Annotated in this window: 19 protein-coding genes; 15 read left to right on the forward strand and 4 right to left on the reverse strand. The window is 70.5% G+C overall.

All coding sequences use genetic code 11. The annotated features are described in order from the left end of the window. Positions 1-87 precede the first annotated feature (87 nt). The 5 genes from coaBC (at position 88) to EFJ44_RS01095 (ending at position 4797) form a co-directional block, all read left to right on the forward strand. Positions 88-1320, forward strand: a complete 1233-nt coding sequence (gene coaBC / locus EFJ44_RS01075) for a bifunctional phosphopantothenoylcysteine decarboxylase/phosphopantothenate--cysteine ligase CoaBC (RefSeq protein WP_125255342.1) — start codon at positions 88-90, stop codon at positions 1318-1320. Then, positions 1317-1766 (forward strand): dUTP diphosphatase, encoded by a 450-nt coding sequence (dut, locus tag EFJ44_RS01080; protein ID WP_125255343.1) that lies wholly within the window; start codon positions 1317-1319, stop codon positions 1764-1766. The genes coaBC and dut overlap by 4 nt, the downstream gene beginning before the upstream one ends. Before the next feature lie 64 nt (positions 1767-1830). Then, a complete protein-coding gene (locus EFJ44_RS01085) occupies positions 1831-2199 on the forward strand; it encodes a hypothetical protein (protein WP_241209634.1) in 369 nt (122 codons plus the stop codon). 87 nt (positions 2200-2286) lie between these two features. Continuing rightward, entirely contained in the window at positions 2287-3789 is a 1503-nt protein-coding gene (locus EFJ44_RS01090; protein WP_125255344.1) for a CoA-acylating methylmalonate-semialdehyde dehydrogenase, read from the forward strand. A 105-nt stretch (positions 3790-3894) separates the two neighbouring features. Further along, positions 3895-4797, forward strand: coding sequence for a hypothetical protein (locus EFJ44_RS01095; protein WP_125255345.1), 903 nt, complete (start codon positions 3895-3897; stop codon positions 4795-4797). Positions 4798-4801: 4 nt separating this feature from the next. On the opposite strand, the gene EFJ44_RS01100 is transcribed toward EFJ44_RS01095, so the two are convergent. Together EFJ44_RS01100 and secA are read right to left on the reverse strand one after the other, a co-directional pair. Continuing rightward, complete coding sequence (locus tag EFJ44_RS01100) at positions 4802-5965, reverse strand: aminotransferase class V-fold PLP-dependent enzyme (RefSeq protein ID WP_125255346.1); 1164 nt, start codon at positions 5963-5965, stop codon at positions 4802-4804. Between the two features lie 80 nt (positions 5966-6045). Beyond that, positions 6046-8940 (reverse strand): preprotein translocase subunit SecA, encoded by a 2895-nt coding sequence (secA, locus tag EFJ44_RS01105; RefSeq protein ID WP_125255347.1) that lies wholly within the window; start codon positions 8938-8940, stop codon positions 6046-6048. 289 nt (positions 8941-9229) lie between these two features. Between secA and EFJ44_RS01110 the strand changes: the two genes are divergently transcribed. Genes EFJ44_RS01110 through EFJ44_RS01125 form a run of 4 tightly spaced genes read left to right on the forward strand, consistent with a single transcriptional unit; the run spans position 9230 to position 12191 of the window. After that, positions 9230-10210 (forward strand): peptidylprolyl isomerase, encoded by a 981-nt coding sequence (locus tag EFJ44_RS01110; protein ID WP_125255348.1) that lies wholly within the window; start codon positions 9230-9232, stop codon positions 10208-10210. Continuing rightward, positions 10207-11592, forward strand: coding sequence for a bifunctional glutamate N-acetyltransferase/amino-acid acetyltransferase ArgJ (argJ, locus tag EFJ44_RS01115; RefSeq protein ID WP_125255349.1), 1386 nt, complete (start codon positions 10207-10209; stop codon positions 11590-11592). Before EFJ44_RS01110 ends, argJ begins: the two co-directional genes overlap by 4 nt. Further along, entirely contained in the window at positions 11589-11993 is a 405-nt protein-coding gene (locus EFJ44_RS01120; RefSeq protein WP_125255350.1) for a (deoxy)nucleoside triphosphate pyrophosphohydrolase, read from the forward strand. The genes argJ and EFJ44_RS01120 overlap by 4 nt, the downstream gene beginning before the upstream one ends. A gap of 18 nt (positions 11994-12011) precedes the next feature. Then, on the forward strand, positions 12012-12191 hold the full coding sequence (locus EFJ44_RS01125; RefSeq protein ID WP_125255351.1) for a Flp family type IVb pilin: 180 nt from the start codon (positions 12012-12014) through the stop codon (positions 12189-12191). Position 12192: 1 nt separating this feature from the next. Here the strand turns inward: EFJ44_RS01125 and EFJ44_RS01130 are convergent, their stop codons facing one another. Beyond that, the gene (locus EFJ44_RS01130; RefSeq protein WP_125255352.1) at positions 12193-13047 is read right to left on the reverse strand and encodes a methyltransferase domain-containing protein; all 855 of its coding nucleotides are present in this window, start codon (positions 13045-13047) and stop codon (positions 12193-12195) included. Here EFJ44_RS01130 and EFJ44_RS01135 point away from each other — a divergent pair. The 6 genes from EFJ44_RS01135 to EFJ44_RS01160 are packed head-to-tail and all read left to right on the forward strand — an operon-like array spanning position 13047 to position 16720. Then, complete coding sequence (locus EFJ44_RS01135) at positions 13047-13841, forward strand: ComF family protein (RefSeq protein ID WP_420897361.1); 795 nt, start codon at positions 13047-13049, stop codon at positions 13839-13841. The genes EFJ44_RS01130 and EFJ44_RS01135 overlap by 1 nt on opposite strands. Before the next feature lie 50 nt (positions 13842-13891). Then, positions 13892-14149, forward strand: coding sequence for a glutaredoxin 3 (gene grxC / locus EFJ44_RS01140; RefSeq protein ID WP_125255353.1), 258 nt, complete (start codon positions 13892-13894; stop codon positions 14147-14149). Further along, positions 14146-14994 carry a carbon-nitrogen hydrolase family protein gene (locus EFJ44_RS01145; RefSeq protein ID WP_125255354.1) on the forward strand — a complete coding sequence of 283 codons (849 nt, stop codon included), beginning with the start codon at positions 14146-14148 and terminating at the stop codon, positions 14992-14994. Before grxC ends, EFJ44_RS01145 begins: the two co-directional genes overlap by 4 nt. Position 14995: 1 nt before the next feature. Then, the gene (locus tag EFJ44_RS01150; RefSeq protein ID WP_125255355.1) at positions 14996-15415 is read left to right on the forward strand and encodes a DUF1178 family protein; all 420 of its coding nucleotides are present in this window, start codon (positions 14996-14998) and stop codon (positions 15413-15415) included. A 1-nt stretch (position 15416) separates the two neighbouring features. Then, positions 15417-16238 (forward strand): AraC family transcriptional regulator, encoded by an 822-nt coding sequence (locus EFJ44_RS01155; RefSeq protein ID WP_125255356.1) that lies wholly within the window; start codon positions 15417-15419, stop codon positions 16236-16238. A 29-nt stretch (positions 16239-16267) separates the two neighbouring features. After that, entirely contained in the window at positions 16268-16720 is a 453-nt protein-coding gene (locus tag EFJ44_RS01160; RefSeq protein ID WP_125255357.1) for a DUF6265 family protein, read from the forward strand. Here the strand turns inward: EFJ44_RS01160 and EFJ44_RS01165 are convergent. Beyond that, positions 16717-16947: a hypothetical protein gene (locus tag EFJ44_RS01165; RefSeq protein WP_125255358.1), complete on the reverse strand. Its 231-nt coding sequence runs from the start codon at positions 16945-16947 to the stop codon at positions 16717-16719. The genes EFJ44_RS01160 and EFJ44_RS01165 overlap by 4 nt on opposite strands. Positions 16948-16960: the final 13 nt, after the last annotated feature.

A 16960-nucleotide genomic window follows, 5' to 3' on the forward strand; every position in this document is an offset into this window, starting at 1 on the left:
AAATACCCGCGTTCGGACTCGTGACACAGGATTCATGTTCTTGCAATGTTCCATTTCGCCGGGCCGTCCGGACCGCTATCTAGGGCCATGACCTCCGCCTCCGCCCGGCCCCGTCGCGTGCTGTTGATCGTCGGCGGCGGCATCGCCGCCTACAAGTCGCTGGAACTGGTTCGGCTGTTCTCCAGATCCGGCGTCGAGACGCAGGCGATCCTGACGAAGGCGGGCGAAGAGTTCGTCACCCCGCTTTCGCTGGCGGCCCTTACGGGGCGGCCGGTGCGCCAGTCGCTGTTCAGCCCCGATGACGAGACGGCCATGGGCCACATCGAGCTGTCGCGCTGGGCCGATCTGGTGGTCGTGGCGCCCGCGACGGCCGGGCTGATCGCCAAGGCGGCGAACGGGCTGGCGGACGACCTGGCCTCGACCACGCTGATGGCGACCGACAAGCGGGTGCTGATGGCTCCGGCCATGAACGTGCGCATGTGGACGCACCCGGCCGTGCAGGCGAACGTCGCGCGGCTGAAGGACTTCGAAGGTCTGCACGGGGTCGTCTTCGTGGGCCCCGACGAGGGCGAGATGGCCTGCGGCGAGTTCGGGCCCGGTCGAATGGCCGAACCGCCGTCGATTCTGGAGGCGGCTCTGGCCCTGCTCGACGGTCCCGACGGCCGTCCCCTGTCCGGCCGCCGCGCCGTGGTCACGGCGGGGCCCACGTTCGAGCCGATCGACCCCGTCCGCGGCCTGACCAACCGGTCCAGCGGCAAGCAGGGCTATGCGGTGGCGCGGGCGCTGTCCGACCTCGGCGCCGAGGTGACCCTGGTGTCCGGCCCGGTCGCCCTGGAGGCCCCGGCGGGGGTCAGACGGGTGTGGGTCGAGACGGCCGAGCAGATGCGCGCGGCCGTCGCCGCCGCGCTTCCGGCGGACGTTGCGGTCATGTCCGCCGCCGTGGCCGACTGGCGGGTGGACGGCGTCGCCACCGGCAAGATCAAGAAAGCGCCGGGCGGCGCGCCCAAGCTCAGTCTGATCGAAAATCCGGACATCCTCGCGGAGACGTCGCGCAACGGACCTCGACGGCCGAAGCTCGTGGTCGGCTTCGCGGCGGAGACCGGCGACCTGATCGCCCTGGCGAAGGCCAAGCTGTCGCGAAAGGGCTGCGACTGGATCGTCGCCAACGACGTTTCGGCCGACGTCTTCGGGGCCGAGGCCAACGCCGTCACCCTGATCCGGGCGGACGGCTCGATGGAGGCGCTGGACCGCCGCTCCAAGGCCGAGATCGCCCGGGCGCTGGCCGCCCGCATCGCCGAACACTTCACGGAGTCCGAATGACGACCCTGCGCGTCCGCCGCCTGCCGCATGGCGAAGGCCTGGCCCCGCCCGCCTACGAGACCGCCCTGTCCGCCGGCATGGACCTGAGGGCGGCGGTGCCCGCCGACGCCCCCGTGACCCTGGCCCCCGGCGATCGCGCCCTGATCCCGACGGGTCTGCAGATCGCGCTCGAACCGGGATATGAGGCCCAGGTCAGGCCCCGCTCCGGACTGGCGCTGAAACACGGGATCACCTGCCTGAACAGCCCGGGCACGATCGACGCCGACTATCGCGGCGAGGTCGGGGTGATCCTGATCAATCACGGCCGCGAGCCCTTCGTGATCGCGCGGGGCGAACGCATCGCCCAGATGGTGGTGGCCGCCTTCGTTCAGGCGGCGCCCGTCGAGGTGGACGTTCTGGACGAGACCGCGCGCGGCGCGGGCGGCTTCGGCTCCACCGGCCGCTGAACCTTCTTTGGGCGACCCGCGTTAACCCAACCGGCGGCCAAGCTTGGCCGGACGGAACGGAGACATGGACATGGAGTCCCTGATCGACGCGATCGGCGGTTTTCTGGTGGGCCTGTGGGCCCTGGCCCAGTCGGGCTTCGACGGCGTGAACCAGGTGGTCGGGCTGATCATCGCGCTGGTGGCGGCCCTGATGATGCCGGCCTGGCGCGCGCTTTGGGCCACGGCGGCGGGCGCCACGGTGGTTCATCTGATCGTGCAGGTCATGCGGCCCGTGATGGACGGCGGGGCCTTCTCCCTCCCGCCGGTCATGACCCTGTCGTTCTGGATGACGGCGCTGGCCCTGTTCCTGGGCTTCTCGGTGGTGATCGCCGTCTTCTTCCTGATCAAGAGCCTGATCCCCGGACTCGGCCCGAAGCGCGCCCACGCGCACTGAGGCCGTTCCCCGACCGTCGCGGGCTGGCGCGGGCAGGCGCCGGCCTGCTAAACCGCGCGCGTCAGTTTCTTGAGGAAATGCCTGCCCATGCGCGACATCACGCACTTCATCGACGGCGCCGCCTTCACGGGGGCCTCGGGCCGCTTCGGCGACGTGATGAACCCCAACACCGGCGAGGTCCAGGCCCGCGTCCAGCTGGCCACCGCTTCGGAGGTCGATCGCGCCGTGCAGGCCGCGCAGAACGCCTTCGAGGGCTGGTCCTCGACCAATCCCCAGCGCCGCGCCCGCGTGCTCTTCGAGTTCAAGCGACTGGTCGAGGCGAACATGAACGAGCTGGCCGAGCTGCTGAGTTCGGAGCACGGAAAGGTCATCGCGGACTCGAAGGGCGACATCCAGCGTGGGCTGGAGGTCATAGAGTTCGCCTGCGGCATCCCTCACGCCCTGAAAGGCGAATACACCTGGGGCGCGGGGCCCGGCATCGACGTCTATTCGATGCGTCAGCCGCTGGGCGTGGTCGCGGGGATCACCCCGTTCAACTTCCCGGCCATGATCCCGATGTGGATGTTCGGCGTGGCCGTCGCGGTGGGCAACACCTTCGTGCTGAAGCCGTCGGAGCGCGATCCGTCCGTGCCGGAGCGTCTGGCCGAGCTGATGATGGAGGCGGGCGCCCCCGCGGGCGTGCTGAACGTGATCCACGGCGACAAGGCGGCGGTCGACGGCATCCTGACCCACCCGCTGGTGCACGCCGTCAGCTTCGTCGGCTCGTCCGACATCGCCCACTACGTCTACCAGACCGGGGCGGCCAACCATAAGCGCGTCCAGGCCATGGGCGGCGCCAAGAACCACGGCGTCGTCCTGCCCGACGCCGACATGGACCAGGTGGTCAAGGACCTGGCCGGCGCGGCGTTCGGGTCCGCCGGAGAGCGCTGCATGGCCCTGCCGGTCGTGGTGCCCGTGGGTCAGAAGACCGCCGACGAGCTGCGCGAACGCATGATCGCCGAGATGCGCACGCTGAAGGTCGGCGTCTCGACCGACGCTGACGCCCACTACGGCCCCGTCGTCACCGCCCAGCACCGCGAGCGCGTGGCCGGCTGGATCGAGAAGGGCGTCCAGGAAGGCGCCGAGCTGGTCGTCGACGGCCGCGACTTCGCCCTGCAGGGGCACGAGAAGGGCTATTTCATCGGCCCGTCGCTGTTCGACCGCGTGACGCCGGACATGGAAAGCTACAGGGAAGAGATCTTCGGCCCCGTGCTGCAGATCGTCCGCGCCGACAGCTTCGAGGAGGCGCTGAGCCTGCCGTCGAAGCACCAGTACGGCAACGGCGTCGCCATCTTCACCCAGAACGGCCGCGCGGCGCGCGACTTCGCCGCCCGCGTCAACGTGGGGATGGTCGGCATCAACGTGCCCATCCCGGTGCCCGTCGCCTATCACACCTTCGGCGGCTGGAAGCGCTCGGCTTTCGGCGACATCAACCAGCACGGCATGGAGGGCGTCCGCTTCTGGACCAAGACCAAGACGGTCACCGCCCGCTGGCCCGACAGCGAGCTGGAACACGCCGACAGCGCCTTCGTCATCCCGACGATGCGCTGAGGCGGGCCTCGGAAGCGGCGCGGGCGGCGTGTCCTCCGCGTCATGTTTCCGATCGGCGTTCGATGGTAAGCGTCGCTTTCGACTGAAACGGACCCGGGCCCTCGCATGCGTCGCTTCTTCGTCTGGTCGGCCCTCGCGGCCCTCGTCGGCCTGCTGATCGCGGGCGGCGGCTACTGGGCCTACTGGCAGTTCCACGCCCGGTTCCAGCCTGTGACGATCACGCGGCACCAGGGGGCCATCCAGACCCTGCTGGACGGCTCGGGCTGGGTCTCCGGCGGCGGCGGAGGCCAGCAACTGTGGATCGTGGGCTATCGCGACAGCGCCGCCATGCAGCGCTACGAGCGGGAGGAGGGGCCGAAGCTGCGCGCCGCGGGCGTGGAGGTCCGCGTCGTGGTCTTCGCGCGTCCGGATCGTGAAGGGCTGGAGCAGTCGACGGCGGCCGAGCGGTCCACCGTGGCCGAGCTTTGGCTGACCCGGGACTGGTCCCTGTACCAACGCTGGACGGCCACGCCGACGGCGTCGTGGACGGCGGCCGGTCTGCCGCAGGCGGACGGCAATCTGGCCCGCATGGCGGTGGTCGAGGCGGGGCGCAGTTTCTCGGGCGATCTTTCGGACCTGCTGTCCGCGTCGGGCCTGCAGACCCGCTGGCCGCTGGTGATCTGGCGCGACCGGGACGGCTTCCTGAAGGCCTGCGCCTGCACCGATACGCGCTCCTGGGCCTTCATCCGTGACGATCTCGGCGCGCCGGACCGGGTGGACCCCGACGCCCCGCCCGGGCCGGGCCTGCCGCCCGCTCCGGTCGACGGCGTCCCGCCGGGCGGTCAGGGCCAGCCTTTGCCCTATCCGACCCTGCCCACGATCCCGCCCGCCGACGCCCCGACCTCTCAGCCGGGCGCCACGCCAGCGCCCTCGGGTCAGACCCCCGCGACACGTCCGGCGCCCGCAGCGCCGCCTCAGCCGCGCAAGGCGCCGGCGCCGACGAAGCAGGAAGACACCACCTTCTATTGAGGCGTCACAGGGCCGCGCAGGCGGCGATCAGGCGGTCGAGGTCGGCCTCGTCCTGATACAGGCCGAAGCCGAAGCGGATGACGTCGTCGCGCACGTCGGTGACCACGCCGCGGGCCAGCAGGGCGTCGGACCAGGCCCTGGCCCTGGGATGGCGCAGGGCCAGGAAGCGGGCGCGGGCAGGTTCGTCGGGCATGACCGGATTCAGGATTTCCGCCTCGCCCGGAAGCCCGGCGCGACCTTCGACGACCGCCCCCTGGAAGCGCCCGGCCAGCGCGGTCGCGTGCCCGGAGATGGCGGCGGTGGTGAGTCCCTCGGCGTCCAGCATGCGGCGCGCGGCGTTGAAGCGGTAAAGGGCCGAGACGTCGAAGGTGGCGCCCCAGAAGCGGCCGCCGTCGGTGCGATAGCCGACGCCGCCCGGCGGCCCCGCCAGGTCGCCGAACTCGGCGAACCAGCCGGTGGCGACGGGTCGGGGACAGAAGCCGTCGGGCGCATGCAGGAAACAGGCCCCCTCGCCCGACATGGCGTATTTGTAGGCCCCCGCCGTATAGAAGATCCGGTCCGCGATCTTCGACAGGTCGGTCGGGCGCGCCATGAAGCCGTGGTAGCCGTCGATCAGGACCCACGGCCCTTCGGGCCGGGCCAGGGCCGCCAGATCTCCGAGGGCCTCGAAGGCCTGCCCGGTGCGGAAGAAGACGTGGCTCACCACGATCCAGTCGTGACCGCCGGCGCGCGCGGCCCTCAGGAACCGTTCGGAGAACGTCGCGAACGGCTGCAGGGGGACCCGTTCGACCACCGCCTGTCCCGCCTCCTCCCAGCGCTGCGCCTGCCGCCGGAAGGAGTGGAACTCGCCGTCGGTGGACAGGATGCGGACGGGCGTCCTCTCGAAACCGGAGAAGATCCGCAGCAGGAAGTCGTGGGTGTTGGACGAAAAGGTGATCGTGGTCGGGTCGGGCAGGCCCAGCTCCCCCGCCACATGACCCTGAGCCTCGGGGATCACCGCGCCGAAGACGTGGTCCCACTTGCGGTCGGCGTGCCGCGCCGCGTCATCCCACGCCCGCACCTGCCCCTCGAACCCGGCGTCGGGCCAGAGGTGGTGGCTGTGCGCCGCGAAGTGCAGCCGGCCCGGCGCGGCGGACAGGGAGCGGGAGAACAGGTCCTTGCGGCTCATGTCCTGACTTTCCAGCCCGGCCTGCACACTGTCCATGGTTTCCGGGCCGGATTGTCCAAGGAAGTGCAGTCCGTCCGACGTCAGACCAGCGCGCCGTGGCAGTGCTTGAACTTGCGGCCGGATCCGCACGGGCAGTCGGCGTTGCGGCCGGTGCGCTCCCACCCGGGCGGGAGGGCTTCGACGGGCAGACGGGCCCGGTCGTCTCCCTGCAGCGCCCCTTCGGGCAGCTGGGCGGCGGGATTGGCCATCTCGTTCTCGCCGGTCTCCGGGTTCAGGTGAATCTCCTGGAACTCGGGCATCTCCATCTGCGGGGGCGGCTGGAAGCGGAACTCGACGGTCATCAGCCAGCGCGTCACGTTGTGGCGCAGCTGGGTCAGCAGACCCTCGAACAGGTTGAAGGCCTCGGTCTTGTACTCGTTCAGCGGATCGCGCTGGCCGTAGCCGCGCAGGCCGATGACGCCGCGAAGGTGGTCGAGGTGGACCAGATGCTCGCGCCACTGCAGATCGATCATCTGCATCAGGAACTGCTTCTCCAGCCCGCGCATGCGCTCGGGCGTGACCGCCTGCTCGCGCTCGGCGGCGCGGGCGTCGGCGGCCTGGACCAGCCGCTCCTCGATCTCCTCGTTGGACACGCCTTCCTCGGCGGCCCAGTCGTGAAGCGGCAGGTCGAGGCCCAGCGTCGACTGGACCTTCTCCTTCAGCCCGTCGATGTCCCACTGCTCGGCATAGGCCTTGGGCGGCATGTGCTGTTCGACCAGATCGGCGATGACGTCGTGCCGGAACTCGGTCACCAGTTCGGAGTGATCCTCGGCGTCGAGGAACTCCTGCCGCTGCTCGAACACCGCCTTGCGCTGGTCGTTCACGACGTCGTCGTACTTCAGCAGGTTCTTGCGGATGTCGTAGTTGCGCTGCTCGACGCGCTTCTGCGAGGTCTCGACCGCCTTGTTCAGCATCGAGTGGCTGATGGCCTCGCCCTCTGCGACGCCGAAGGTCTTCATGATGGCGTCCAGCCGTTCGCCGGCGAAGATGCGCATCAGGTCGTCTTCGGTGGACAGGAAGAATTTGGACGTCCCCGGGTCGCCCTGACGGCCGGTGCGGCCGCGCAGCTGGTTGTCGATGCGGCGGCTCTCATGACGCTCGGTGCCGAGCACGAACAGGCCGCCGGCGGCCAGAGCCCGCTCCTTCTGCACCGCGATCTCGGCCTTGATCTCCAGTTCCCGCGCGGCCTCGCTCTCCGGCGTGACCTCGACGCCCAGATTGCGCTGGTCCTGGCGCCAGCGCTGCATGCGCATTTCCAGGTTGCCGCCCAGCTGGATGTCGGTGCCGCGGCCGGCCATGTTGGTGGCGATGGTCACCGCGCCCGGCAGACCGGCGTCGGCGACGATGTAGGCTTCCTGCTCGTGCTGGCGCGCGTTCAGCACGTTGTGGGGAATGCCCCTGCCCTTGCGCACCTCGACGTCGAAGTCCTCGTCCTTCAGCGCCTGGTAGGCCTTGCGGGCCGCCGCGCGCTTCTTGGGATCGTCGGAGCGGACGTCGATCTCCAGCTGACGATGCTTCTCCTTCAGCGTCTTCAGCTCGACGGCGTATTCATAGGTCTGCAGAAGTTCCGACAGGCTCTCGGACTTCTCGATCGAGACGGTGCCGACCAGCACGGGCTGGCCGCGCACGAAGCACTCGGCGATCTGTTTGGCGATGGCCTGGTTCTTCTCGCGGGCCGAGCGATAGACCTCGTCATCGTGGTCGATCCGCTTGATCGGCCGGTGGGTCGGGACCTCAAGCACGTCCATCTTGTAGATGTCGAGGAATTCCTGCGCCTCGGTCGCGGCCGTGCCGGTCATGCCCGAAAGCTTTGAATACAGACGGAAATAGTTCTGGATCGTGACCGAGGCCAAGGTCTGGTTCTCAGGCTGGATCTTGACGCCTTCCTTGGCCTCGATGGCCTGGTGCAGGCCTTCCGACAGGCGCCGGCCCACCATCATGCGACCGGTGAACTCGTCGATCAGCATGATCTCGCCGGAGCGGATGATGTAATCCTTGTCGCGCTGGTACAGGGTGTTGGCGCGCAGGGCCTGGTTGATGTGGTGAACCAGGGTGATGTTGGCGGCGTCGTAAAGCCCGGTGGTGTCGGGCGCGAACAGGCCGCGCTCCTCCATGATCTGCTCGATCTTCTCCGAGCCTTCCTCGGTCAGCAGCGACTGGCGCTGTTTCTCGTCGAGGTCGAAGGTCGTCGTGTCCTTGATCAGATCCTTGATGATGGCGTCGACCGTCACATACAGGTCCGACCGGTCCTCGGTCGGGCCCGAGATGATCAGGGGCGTGCGCGCCTCGTCGATCAGGATGGAGTCGACCTCGTCCACGATGGCGAAGTTGTGCCCGCGCTGGACCATCTCGCGCCGGTCGTAGACCAGGTTGTCGCGCAGGTAGTCGAAGCCGAACTCGTTGTTGGTGCCGTAGGTGATGTCCGCGGCGTAGGCGGCCTGGCGCTGGCCCTGCGACAGGCCGTTGACGATGACGCCCACTTCCATGCCCAGGAACCGGTAGACGCGGCCCATCCATTCGGCGTCGCGGCGGGCCAGGTAGTCGTTGACGGTGATGACGTGGACGCCCTTGCCCTCGAGCGCGTTCAGGTACACCGGCGCGACGGCGACCAGGGTCTTGCCCTCGCCGGTCCGCATCTCGGCGATGCCGCCCTCGTGCAGGATCATGCCGCCGGTCAGCTGCACGTCGTACTGGCGCTGGCCCAGAACCCGCTTGGACGCCTCGCGGACCACGGCGAAGGCCTCGTTCAGCAGGGATTCCAGCTTTTCGCCCTTGGCCAGACGATCCCGGAAGACGTCCGTCATCATCCGCAGTTCGTCGTCGGAAACCTTGGCGAACTTCTCTTCGAGCGCGTTGATGCGGGTCACCTGACCCATGAACTCGCGGACCCTGCGGTCGTTGGAGCTGCCGAACAGTTTCTTGGCGAAGCCGAGCATGTGGGATCCGGTATGCGGTCGAGCGGGCGAAGGCTCTGGGACGGGGCTCTCTGGCCTGATGGCGGGCCCCGGTCGGGGCGGTCGCGCCGGTCTCGGGTCCTTCGGCGTCGCGCGACCCGGACCCGGCTGAAACAGCGGCGCGGCGAGGGCGCGCGGACCGTCGAAAATCCCTCGACTTGAACGCAGGCGGGACTTAAGCACCGGCCTTGACCCTGTCAACGCGAGGGGCTTTTGCCGCGGCCCGGAAAACCCCGTCGCGGCGGCCCTTCCGCCCGGAGCCGAGCCGCCCATGCCACAGCGCCCGACCTCCCTTCCCGCGCTTCTGGCGGCCTTCGCCCTGCTGACCCTCGCCGCATGCGGCGGCGGCGGCGGAAACGACCGCCCGCCGGAGCCGGGCGACCGCGCGGTGGCCCGCGTCGCCGGCGAGACCATCTGGGCCTCCGACGTGAAGCGCGAGGCCGTGGCCCAGGGCCTGATCGGCGAGGGCGAGCCGCTGGACGTCACTTCCGGCCTGTTCCGTCGGGTGCTGGACGAGGTCATCGACCAGAAGCTTCTGGCCCGTGAGGCCGAGCGCCGGGGCCTGGACAACAGTCCGTCGGTCCAGCGTCGCCTGGCCACGACGCGCGACCGCATTCTCGGCGACGTGCTGGTCGAGACGGTGGTGAACGGCACCATCACCGACCAGGCGGTGCAGACCCTGTACGACGAGCAGCTGCGGCTGGCCCGCACGTCGGAGGAGGTCCGCGTGCGTCAGATCGTGTCGCGCACCCAGGCCGAAGCCGCGCAGGTCGTCGGCATCCTGTCCGCGGGCGCGGCCTTCGAGGCGGTGGCGGCGGAGCGCTCGATCGACGAGGCGACGCGCTATTCGGGCGGCGATCTGGGCTATTCGACGCTCGACGTCATGCCCAAGGCCTATGCCGACGCCCTGCGCGACCGGCCGGCGGGCTCGACCATCGGCCCCTTCCAGGTCGAGGGCGGCTGGGCCGTGGTGCGCATCGAGGATCGCCGCCGCGAGACGCCGCCGACGCTGGAGCAGGCCCGGCCGCAGATCGTCCGCTACCTGACCTACGAGGGAGTGCGTCGCCTGCTCGAGGATCTTCGGGGCCGCGCCGACGTCGAGGTTCTTCTGGGGTCGTCGACCGAAGGGGGCGGCCAGGAGCCGGCCTCGGCGCCGCGCACGGCCACGCCCGCCCCGACGCCGCCGCCCGCCTCCGCGCCGACGTCGGGCCAGACGCCGGCCGCCACCGCCGCCCCGAAGGCCCGGCCTTGAACGGGTCCGGAGGGGGCCGCTCCACCGGCCGCAAGATCGAGCAGGCCATCGGCAAGGCCCTGGATCCGCTGGCTTCGGCGCTGAAGCCGAAGAGCGGAGGGACGCCAACCGCGGCGCCGGGCAAGCCGGGGCTGCAAGTCTCGCCGCTGGCCGTGCCGTTCCCGAAGATCGGTCCCGTCGGCGGCGTCCAGATCGCCACCGCCCGCGCGGGCTTCTACAAGCACGAGCGCGACGACCTGACCGTGTTCCGCTTCGCCCGCGGCACCACCTGCGCCGGGGTGTTCACGCGCCACAAGATCGGCTCGGCGCCGGTCGACTGGTGCAGGCGACACCTGGAAGCCGCAGACGGCGGCTCCGACGTTCGGGCGCTGGTGATCAACGCCGGGTGCGCCAACGCCTTCACCGGCAAGGCCGGGGCCGACGCGGCGCGGCGCACCGCCTCGGAAGTCGCCAAACGCTTCGGTTGCCGCCAGCGCGACGTGATGCTGGCCTCGACGGGCGTGATCGGCGTGGTGCTGGACGACCGCAAGATCGCCGCCCGCCTGCCGGACGTCGAGGCCGCCCTGGACGCCGACGTGCCCGCCGGCGAGCAGTGGGCCCGCGCCGGGCTAGGCATCATGACCACCGACACCTTCCCCAAGGGATCCTACGCCGAGGCGCGCATAGACGGGGTCAAGGTGCGCATCGCCGGGGTCGCCAAGGGTTCGGGCATGATCGCGCCCGACATGGCGACCATGCTGGCCTTCATCGTGACCGACGCCGCCATCGCTCCGCCGGTGCTGAAGGCGCTGCTGGGTCTGCACGTGCGGACCACGTTCAATTCCGTCACCGTCGACGGCGACACCTCGACCAACGACACCTGCCTGCTGTTCGCCACCGGCGCCTCGGGCGCGGCGCGCATCGGCCGCGTGGGCGACCGCCGGTTGAAGGAATTCTCGGCCGCGCTGGACAAGGTCATGCTGGACCTCGCGCACCAGCTGGTGCGCGACGGCGAGGGGGCGACCAAGTTCGTGCGCGTGACGGTCGAGGGCGCGGCGAGCCCCGCCAGCGCCCGCAAACTCGCCAAGTCGATCGCCGACAGCCCGCTGGTGAAGACGGCGCTGGCCGGAGAGGACGCCAACTGGGGCCGCGTGGTCATGGCCGTGGGCAAGACCGACGAACCGGTCTCGAAGGAGCGTCTGGCGATCCGCTTCGGCCCCCACGTGGCGGCGGTCGAGGGCGCGCCGTCGCCGACCTACGACGAGGCGAAGATGAGCGCCTACATGAAGCGGGCCGAGATCGACGTCACCGTCGACGTCGGCATGGGCCGGGCCTCCGCCACCGTCTGGACCTGCGACCTGACCAAGCGCTACGTCGAGATCAACGGCGACTATCGCTCGTGAGTCCGCCGACCGTCCTCGTCGTCGCCGTGGCCCTGATCGACGCGGACGGGCGGGTGCTCATCGCGCAGCGGCCAGAGGGCAAGCAGATGGCCGGCCTGTGGGAGTTTCCGGGCGGCAAGGTGGACCCGGGCGAGCGGCCCGAGGCGGCCCTGATCCGCGAGCTGAAGGAGGAGCTGGGCATCGACGTGACCGAGGCCTGTCTGGCCCCGTTCGTGTTCGCCAGCCACCCTTACGAAAGCTTTCACCTGTTGATGCCACTGTATCTGTGCCGACGCTGGTCGGGCACGGTGACGGCGCACGAACATGCGGCGTTGAAATGGGTCAGGCCGAGCGCTCTGGCCGACTGGCCGATGCCCCCCGCCGACGCGCCCCTGGTCGCCTGGCTGCGCGACCTCCTCTAGCCTTCGAAGGGAGGCGTGATGCGACTGCTGCGCCGTCTCCTGAAGGACCGCTCCGGGGCGACGTCCCTGGAATACGGGCTGATCATCTCCCTGATGTTCCTCGTGATCCTGACGGCGCTGGTCGCCTTCGGCGACACCTCGACGGGCATCTTCAACGGGGCGATGAACGCCCTCCGCAGCGCCATGGGCGGCGGCTGATCTAGTCGCCCTTGTGCTCCACCACGCCCAGGGCGTCGGCAAGCCGGACCTTGGCAGAGCCGCGGGGCAGGGGCTTCTGCTGGCCCTCGTGGGGGGCCCAGCCGGACAGGAAGACGATCTCGAACGTGGCCGGCAGTCTGCCGTCGGCGCCGGCGAACCGTTGGGCGTAGGTTTCGGCGGCCCGCATCAGCACGTCGCGCCGCAGGGGGCGGAGGGGACCGGCAGGCACGGCCGTCTCGCCCATCGCGCGCAGATCGCTCATCAGCGCGACCGGGTCGTCATAGCGCACCGTCACCCTGTCCACGTCGCACACGGGCAGGGCGAGGCCGGCCCGCTGCAGCAGGGCGGCTCCGTCGAATCCGTCGGCGAACGGCGAGACTCGCGCCGACGCCCCGCCGGTGATCTCGAGCTCGGCCGCCGTCAACGCCTGGCGCAGCTCGGTCAGCGTCGCCCCGCCGAACATGGCCGCCAGGAACAGGCCGTCAGGCTTCAGCGCCCGCCGCGCCTGCGTCATCAGTCCCGGCAGGTCCTCGACCCAGTGCAGACCGAGGACGGAGACGATCAGGTCGACGGAGGCGGGGGCCAGATCCAGATCCTCCGGCCCCATGGGGGGAGGGACGACGATGGGGACGCCGATCCGCTCCGCCGCGTCGGACGCGGCGAGGGCCCCGGCGAAGGCGGCCGGGTGGGGCGACAGGTCGACGACGGCCGGAAAGTCGCGCAAGATCGCTTCCAGGCTTTCGACCAGTCCCAGCGCGGCGCGGCGATGCAGGAAGTCGGCCCCGGCGAACAGGGGCCGGCTCCGCTCAAGACGGGCGGCGCGTCGGGCGGGGTCGAACAGGCGGGGAGGGGTCATTGTCGTCACAGGATGGGGCCTGGACCCGCGCCTGGGAAGCCGCCCGACCCCGTCTGGCCCACTTCTGTCGCGGCCTCGCCGACCTGGTCCTGCCGCCCCTCGCGCACGATGCGGCGGAGGCCATGGGGGCGGCGGGCCTGACGGCCGGGGCGTTCAGCCGCGTGACCTTTCTGGAAGACCCGGTCTGCGACGGCTGCGGCGCGGCGTTCGAACATGACGGCGGAGCCTTCGCCGAGGTGCGGTGTGCGGCCTGCGTGGCCAAACCCCATGCCTTCGCGCGCGCCCGCGCCGCCTGCGTCTACGACGACGCCTCGCGAATGATGATCCTGCGGCTGAAGCACGGCGATCAGCAGCAGTTCGCGCCCCTGTTCGCGCGTTGGCTCGAGCGGGCCGCCGCGCCCCTGCTGACCGACTGCGACGCGGTCGCGCCCGTGCCGCTCCACCGGCTGCGTCTCCTGTCCCGGCGCTTCAACCAGGCGGCGGAGATCGCCCGCCCCCTCGCGAAGGCGGCCAACCGCCAGTTCCTGCCCGACGCAGTGATCCGGACGGTCCGCACCGCCAGTCAGGGCGGCAAGTCCGCGCGCGGGCGGCGGCTGAACGTCAAGTCGGCCTTCACCGTGACGCCGGCCGGAGCGCGGGCGGTGCACGGCCGCCGCGTCTTGCTGGTCGACGACGTGCTGACCACCGGCGCCACGGCCGAGGCCTGCGCCGGGGTCCTGCTGAACGCCGGCGCGCGCGCCGTCGACCTGGCGGTCGTGGCCCGGGTGCGCGCGGCGCGCACCTTGCCTACATGACCCCCGTCGCGTCCCCGTGCGTTGAAGCGGGACGGGAAAAGGAGATCCGAATGGCCGACGTCGTCATCTACACCAAACCGGGTTGCCCCTACTGCTCGATGGCCGAGGCCCTGCTGGCGCGGAAGGGGGTCGATTACACCGAGATCGTCGCCTCGAACGACCCGAAGAAGAAGCAGGAGATGATCCAGCGCTCGAACGGGCGGATGACCTTCCCCCAGATCTTCATCAACGACCGGCACGTCGGCGGGTCGGACGACCTGCATGCGCTGGACCGCAAGGGCGAACTGGACGCGCTGCTGGCCGCATGAGCGAAACCCTGCGCGTCGCTCTGGTGCAGACCACGACCCCGGCCGATCCGGCCGAGGGGCTGGCCCACGTCGCGCCGCTGATCCGCCGCGCGGTCCAGGGCGGGGCGCGGCTGGTCCTGACGCCCGAGGGGACCAATCTTCTGGTGCAGGACCGGGATCGGCGCGAGGCCCTGCTGGCCGACGAGGGCGACGACGGGGCGGTGGCGGGGCTGAAGGCCCTCGCGGCGGAGCTTGGCGTCTGGCTGCTGATCGGCTCGGCGATCGTGAAATCCGGCCGGGCCGACGACGCCCGCGCGGCCAACCGCTCCCTGCTGATCGACGACCGGGGCGAAACCGTCGCCCGCTACGACAAGCTGCACGTCTACGACGTCGACCTGCCGACCGGCGAGCGCTGGCGCGAAAGCGCCGCGGTGCGGCCCGGCGAACGGGCGGTGGTGGCCCCGACCCCTTGGGGCGGACTTGGCCTGACCGTCTGTTATGACGTGCGGTTTCCGCACCTGTTCCGGACGCTCGCCCGCGCCGGCGCCGACATGATCGCCGTGCCCGCGGCCTTCACCGTGCCGACGGGCGAGGCGCATTGGGAGACCCTGCTGCGCGCCCGCGCCATCGAGACGGGCTGCTTCATTCTCGCCCCCGCGCAGGGCGGGAGCCACGCCGACGGGCGCCGGACCTGGGGCCGGTCGACCGTGGTCGGGCCGTGGGGCGAGGTGATCGGAAGGCTGGACCACGACCGGCCGGACGTGCTTTTCGCCGATCTGGACCTGTCCGCCGTCGGCCGCGCGCGACGGGCCGTTCCACAACTGACCCACGATCGCGACTTCGCCCCGCCCGAGCCCCGCGTCTGAGATGATTCGCTACGCCCTGAACTGCGACGATGGCCATGAGTTCGAGGCCTGGTTCGGCTCGTCGTCCGAATGGGACGACCAGTCGGCCCGCGGTCTGGTCGAATGCCCCTTCTGCGCCTCGACGCGCGTCTCGAAACAGATCATGGCCCCCGCGGTCGCGGGCACGAAGAAGTCCGCAGCGCCCGACCCGACGGCCCTGCGAACCATGATGATGCAGGCCGCCCGCGAGGTGCGCAGCCACGTGGAGGCCAATTTCGACTACGTCGGCGACGCCTTCGCGCGGGAAGCCCGCGACATCCACGAGGGACGGTCAGAGAAACGCGAGATCTACGGCGAGGCCACCCCCGCCGAGGTCAGGAAGCTGAAGGACGACGGCGTCCCGGTGGCGCCCCTGCCGCCTGATCCGGCCAAGGCCCACTGAATTGGAGGCGGAGGAGCGCTATCGGGAGTTCGATCCGCCCGAGGCCCTTCGCCCCTGGGTGCGGACGATCTGGACCTATGCCGCGCCCGATCCCAGCCCAACGATCCAGCGCATCGCGCCCGACGGCTGTCCCGAGCTGATTCTCGACCTCGGTTCTCCCTACGCGGAGCAGGGCGACGACGGCGCCTTCCGGCTGCAACCCCCGGCCATCTTCGCCGGCCAGATGACCCGGCCCTTGGCCATGCGTCCTGCCGGTCCGATCGAACTGTGCGCGGTCCGCTTCCACCCCGACGGCGCGCGGGACTGGCTGGGCGCGCCGCTGGCGCTGGCGACCGACCGGCGGCTGGACATGGTCGAAAGGCTGACGGGCCTGTCTCTGCCGGAGGGCGACCCCGGGACGCAGGCGCGGATGATGGGCGACTGGCTGGACGCGGAGCGTGGACGCCACGGCGGCTGGACGCTGGATGCCGCGGTTCGGGCCGAAGTGACGCGACTGGAATCCGGGGAGGAGAGCGAACCGCGCGACGCCGCCGCCCGGCGCGCCCTTCAGCGGCGATTTCTCGACCGGGTGGGAGTCTCTCCCCGCCTGCTGCGCTCCATCTTTCGCTTCCGGCGCGTGTTCGATCACGCGCGGCGCCCGGACGCGGCAGTGGACTGGCTGGAGGCGGGATTGCGGGCGGGCTATTTCGACCAGCCGCACATGGCGCGCGATTTTCGCCGGTTTCTGGGGTGCACGGCCAAGGTCTGGGCGCGGGAGCAGGTGGAACTGGCCCGGGCCATCGCGTCGCAATCCTACAAGACCGGTCTCGGGTCAGTGACCTAAAGGTCAAGCCTCAACCGAGGGGTCCGATCATGCTCACAGCCGTCGTCTTCGCCGCCGCCGTGGCCGCCGCGCCCGATCCCGATCTGTCGTGGATCTCGGGATACTGGCTCGACTGTTCCGACGGACGCGAGGTTTCCGAAACCTGGAGCGACCCGCGCGGCGGACTGATGGTCGGTCATGCGGTGACCCTGGGCGGGAATGGCCGCGTCTCGTTCGAGATGGCCCGGATCGGGCCGACGGCCCAGGGCTTCGCCTACGTCGCCCAGCCCGGCGGAGGCGCGCCGACGGCCTTCACGCTTTCCGAAAGCGGCCCGGCGCGGGCGGTGTTCGTCAACGCGGAGAACGATTTCCCGACGCGGATCATCTACGCGAGGGACCGCGACGTCCTGACCGCCCGCATCGAGGGCACGATCGACGGTCAGCCGCGATCGATGGACTGGACGTTCAGGGCCGCGCCGCTGAACGCCCGCTGCCCGTCCTAGTCGTTCGTGCGGGTCCAGCCCTTCTCGGACATGCACTGGATGAAGGCGGTGGTGCCTTCGCGGTCGCCGGCGCGCTCGCGGCACTGGTCGCGGGCCGAGTCGAAGGGCTGGGCGCCCTGTCCGGTCCAGGCGTAGTCGCCGCCGTCGCCGGCGTCGATCACGGTGACGCAGGCGCTGGTCGCGAGGGCCGCGGCGGCGAGAGCGAGGACGGTCAGTTTCTTGTGCACGGGAAGGCTCCGT

Origin of the sequence: Brevundimonas fluminis (genome assembly GCF_003934285.1) — a bacterium.
In the GTDB taxonomy this organism is placed as follows: Bacteria; Pseudomonadota; Alphaproteobacteria; order Caulobacterales; family Caulobacteraceae; genus Brevundimonas; species Brevundimonas fluminis.

Excerpts from the sequence above, each read along its gene's own strand:
- EFJ44_RS01125 (WP_125255351.1), top strand. The coding sequence starts at position 12,012 with ATGCGACTGCTGCGCCGTCTCCTGAAGGACCGCTCCGGGGCGACGTCC.
- EFJ44_RS01095 (WP_125255345.1), top strand. The coding sequence starts at position 3,895 with ATGCGTCGCTTCTTCGTCTGGTCGGCCCTCGCGGCCCTCGTCGGCCTG.
- EFJ44_RS01150 (WP_125255355.1), top strand. The coding sequence starts at position 14,996 with ATGATTCGCTACGCCCTGAACTGCGACGATGGCCATGAGTTCGAGGCC.
- EFJ44_RS01090 (WP_125255344.1), top strand. The coding sequence starts at position 2,287 with ATGCGCGACATCACGCACTTCATCGACGGCGCCGCCTTCACGGGGGCC.
- secA (WP_125255347.1), bottom strand. The coding sequence starts at position 8,940 with ATGCTCGGCTTCGCCAAGAAACTGTTCGGCAGCTCCAACGACCGCAGG.
- grxC (WP_125255353.1), top strand. The coding sequence starts at position 13,892 with ATGGCCGACGTCGTCATCTACACCAAACCGGGTTGCCCCTACTGCTCG.
- EFJ44_RS01085 (WP_241209634.1), top strand. The coding sequence starts at position 1,831 with ATGGACATGGAGTCCCTGATCGACGCGATCGGCGGTTTTCTGGTGGGC.
- EFJ44_RS01130 (WP_125255352.1), bottom strand. The coding sequence starts at position 13,047 with ATGACCCCTCCCCGCCTGTTCGACCCCGCCCGACGCGCCGCCCGTCTT.
- coaBC (WP_125255342.1), top strand. The coding sequence starts at position 88 with ATGACCTCCGCCTCCGCCCGGCCCCGTCGCGTGCTGTTGATCGTCGGC.
- EFJ44_RS01160 (WP_125255357.1), top strand. The coding sequence starts at position 16,268 with ATGCTCACAGCCGTCGTCTTCGCCGCCGCCGTGGCCGCCGCGCCCGAT.
- EFJ44_RS01110 (WP_125255348.1), top strand. The coding sequence starts at position 9,230 with ATGCCACAGCGCCCGACCTCCCTTCCCGCGCTTCTGGCGGCCTTCGCC.
- EFJ44_RS01100 (WP_125255346.1), bottom strand. The coding sequence starts at position 5,965 with ATGAGCCGCAAGGACCTGTTCTCCCGCTCCCTGTCCGCCGCGCCGGGC.
- EFJ44_RS01145 (WP_125255354.1), top strand. The coding sequence starts at position 14,146 with ATGAGCGAAACCCTGCGCGTCGCTCTGGTGCAGACCACGACCCCGGCC.
- dut (WP_125255343.1), top strand. The coding sequence starts at position 1,317 with ATGACGACCCTGCGCGTCCGCCGCCTGCCGCATGGCGAAGGCCTGGCC.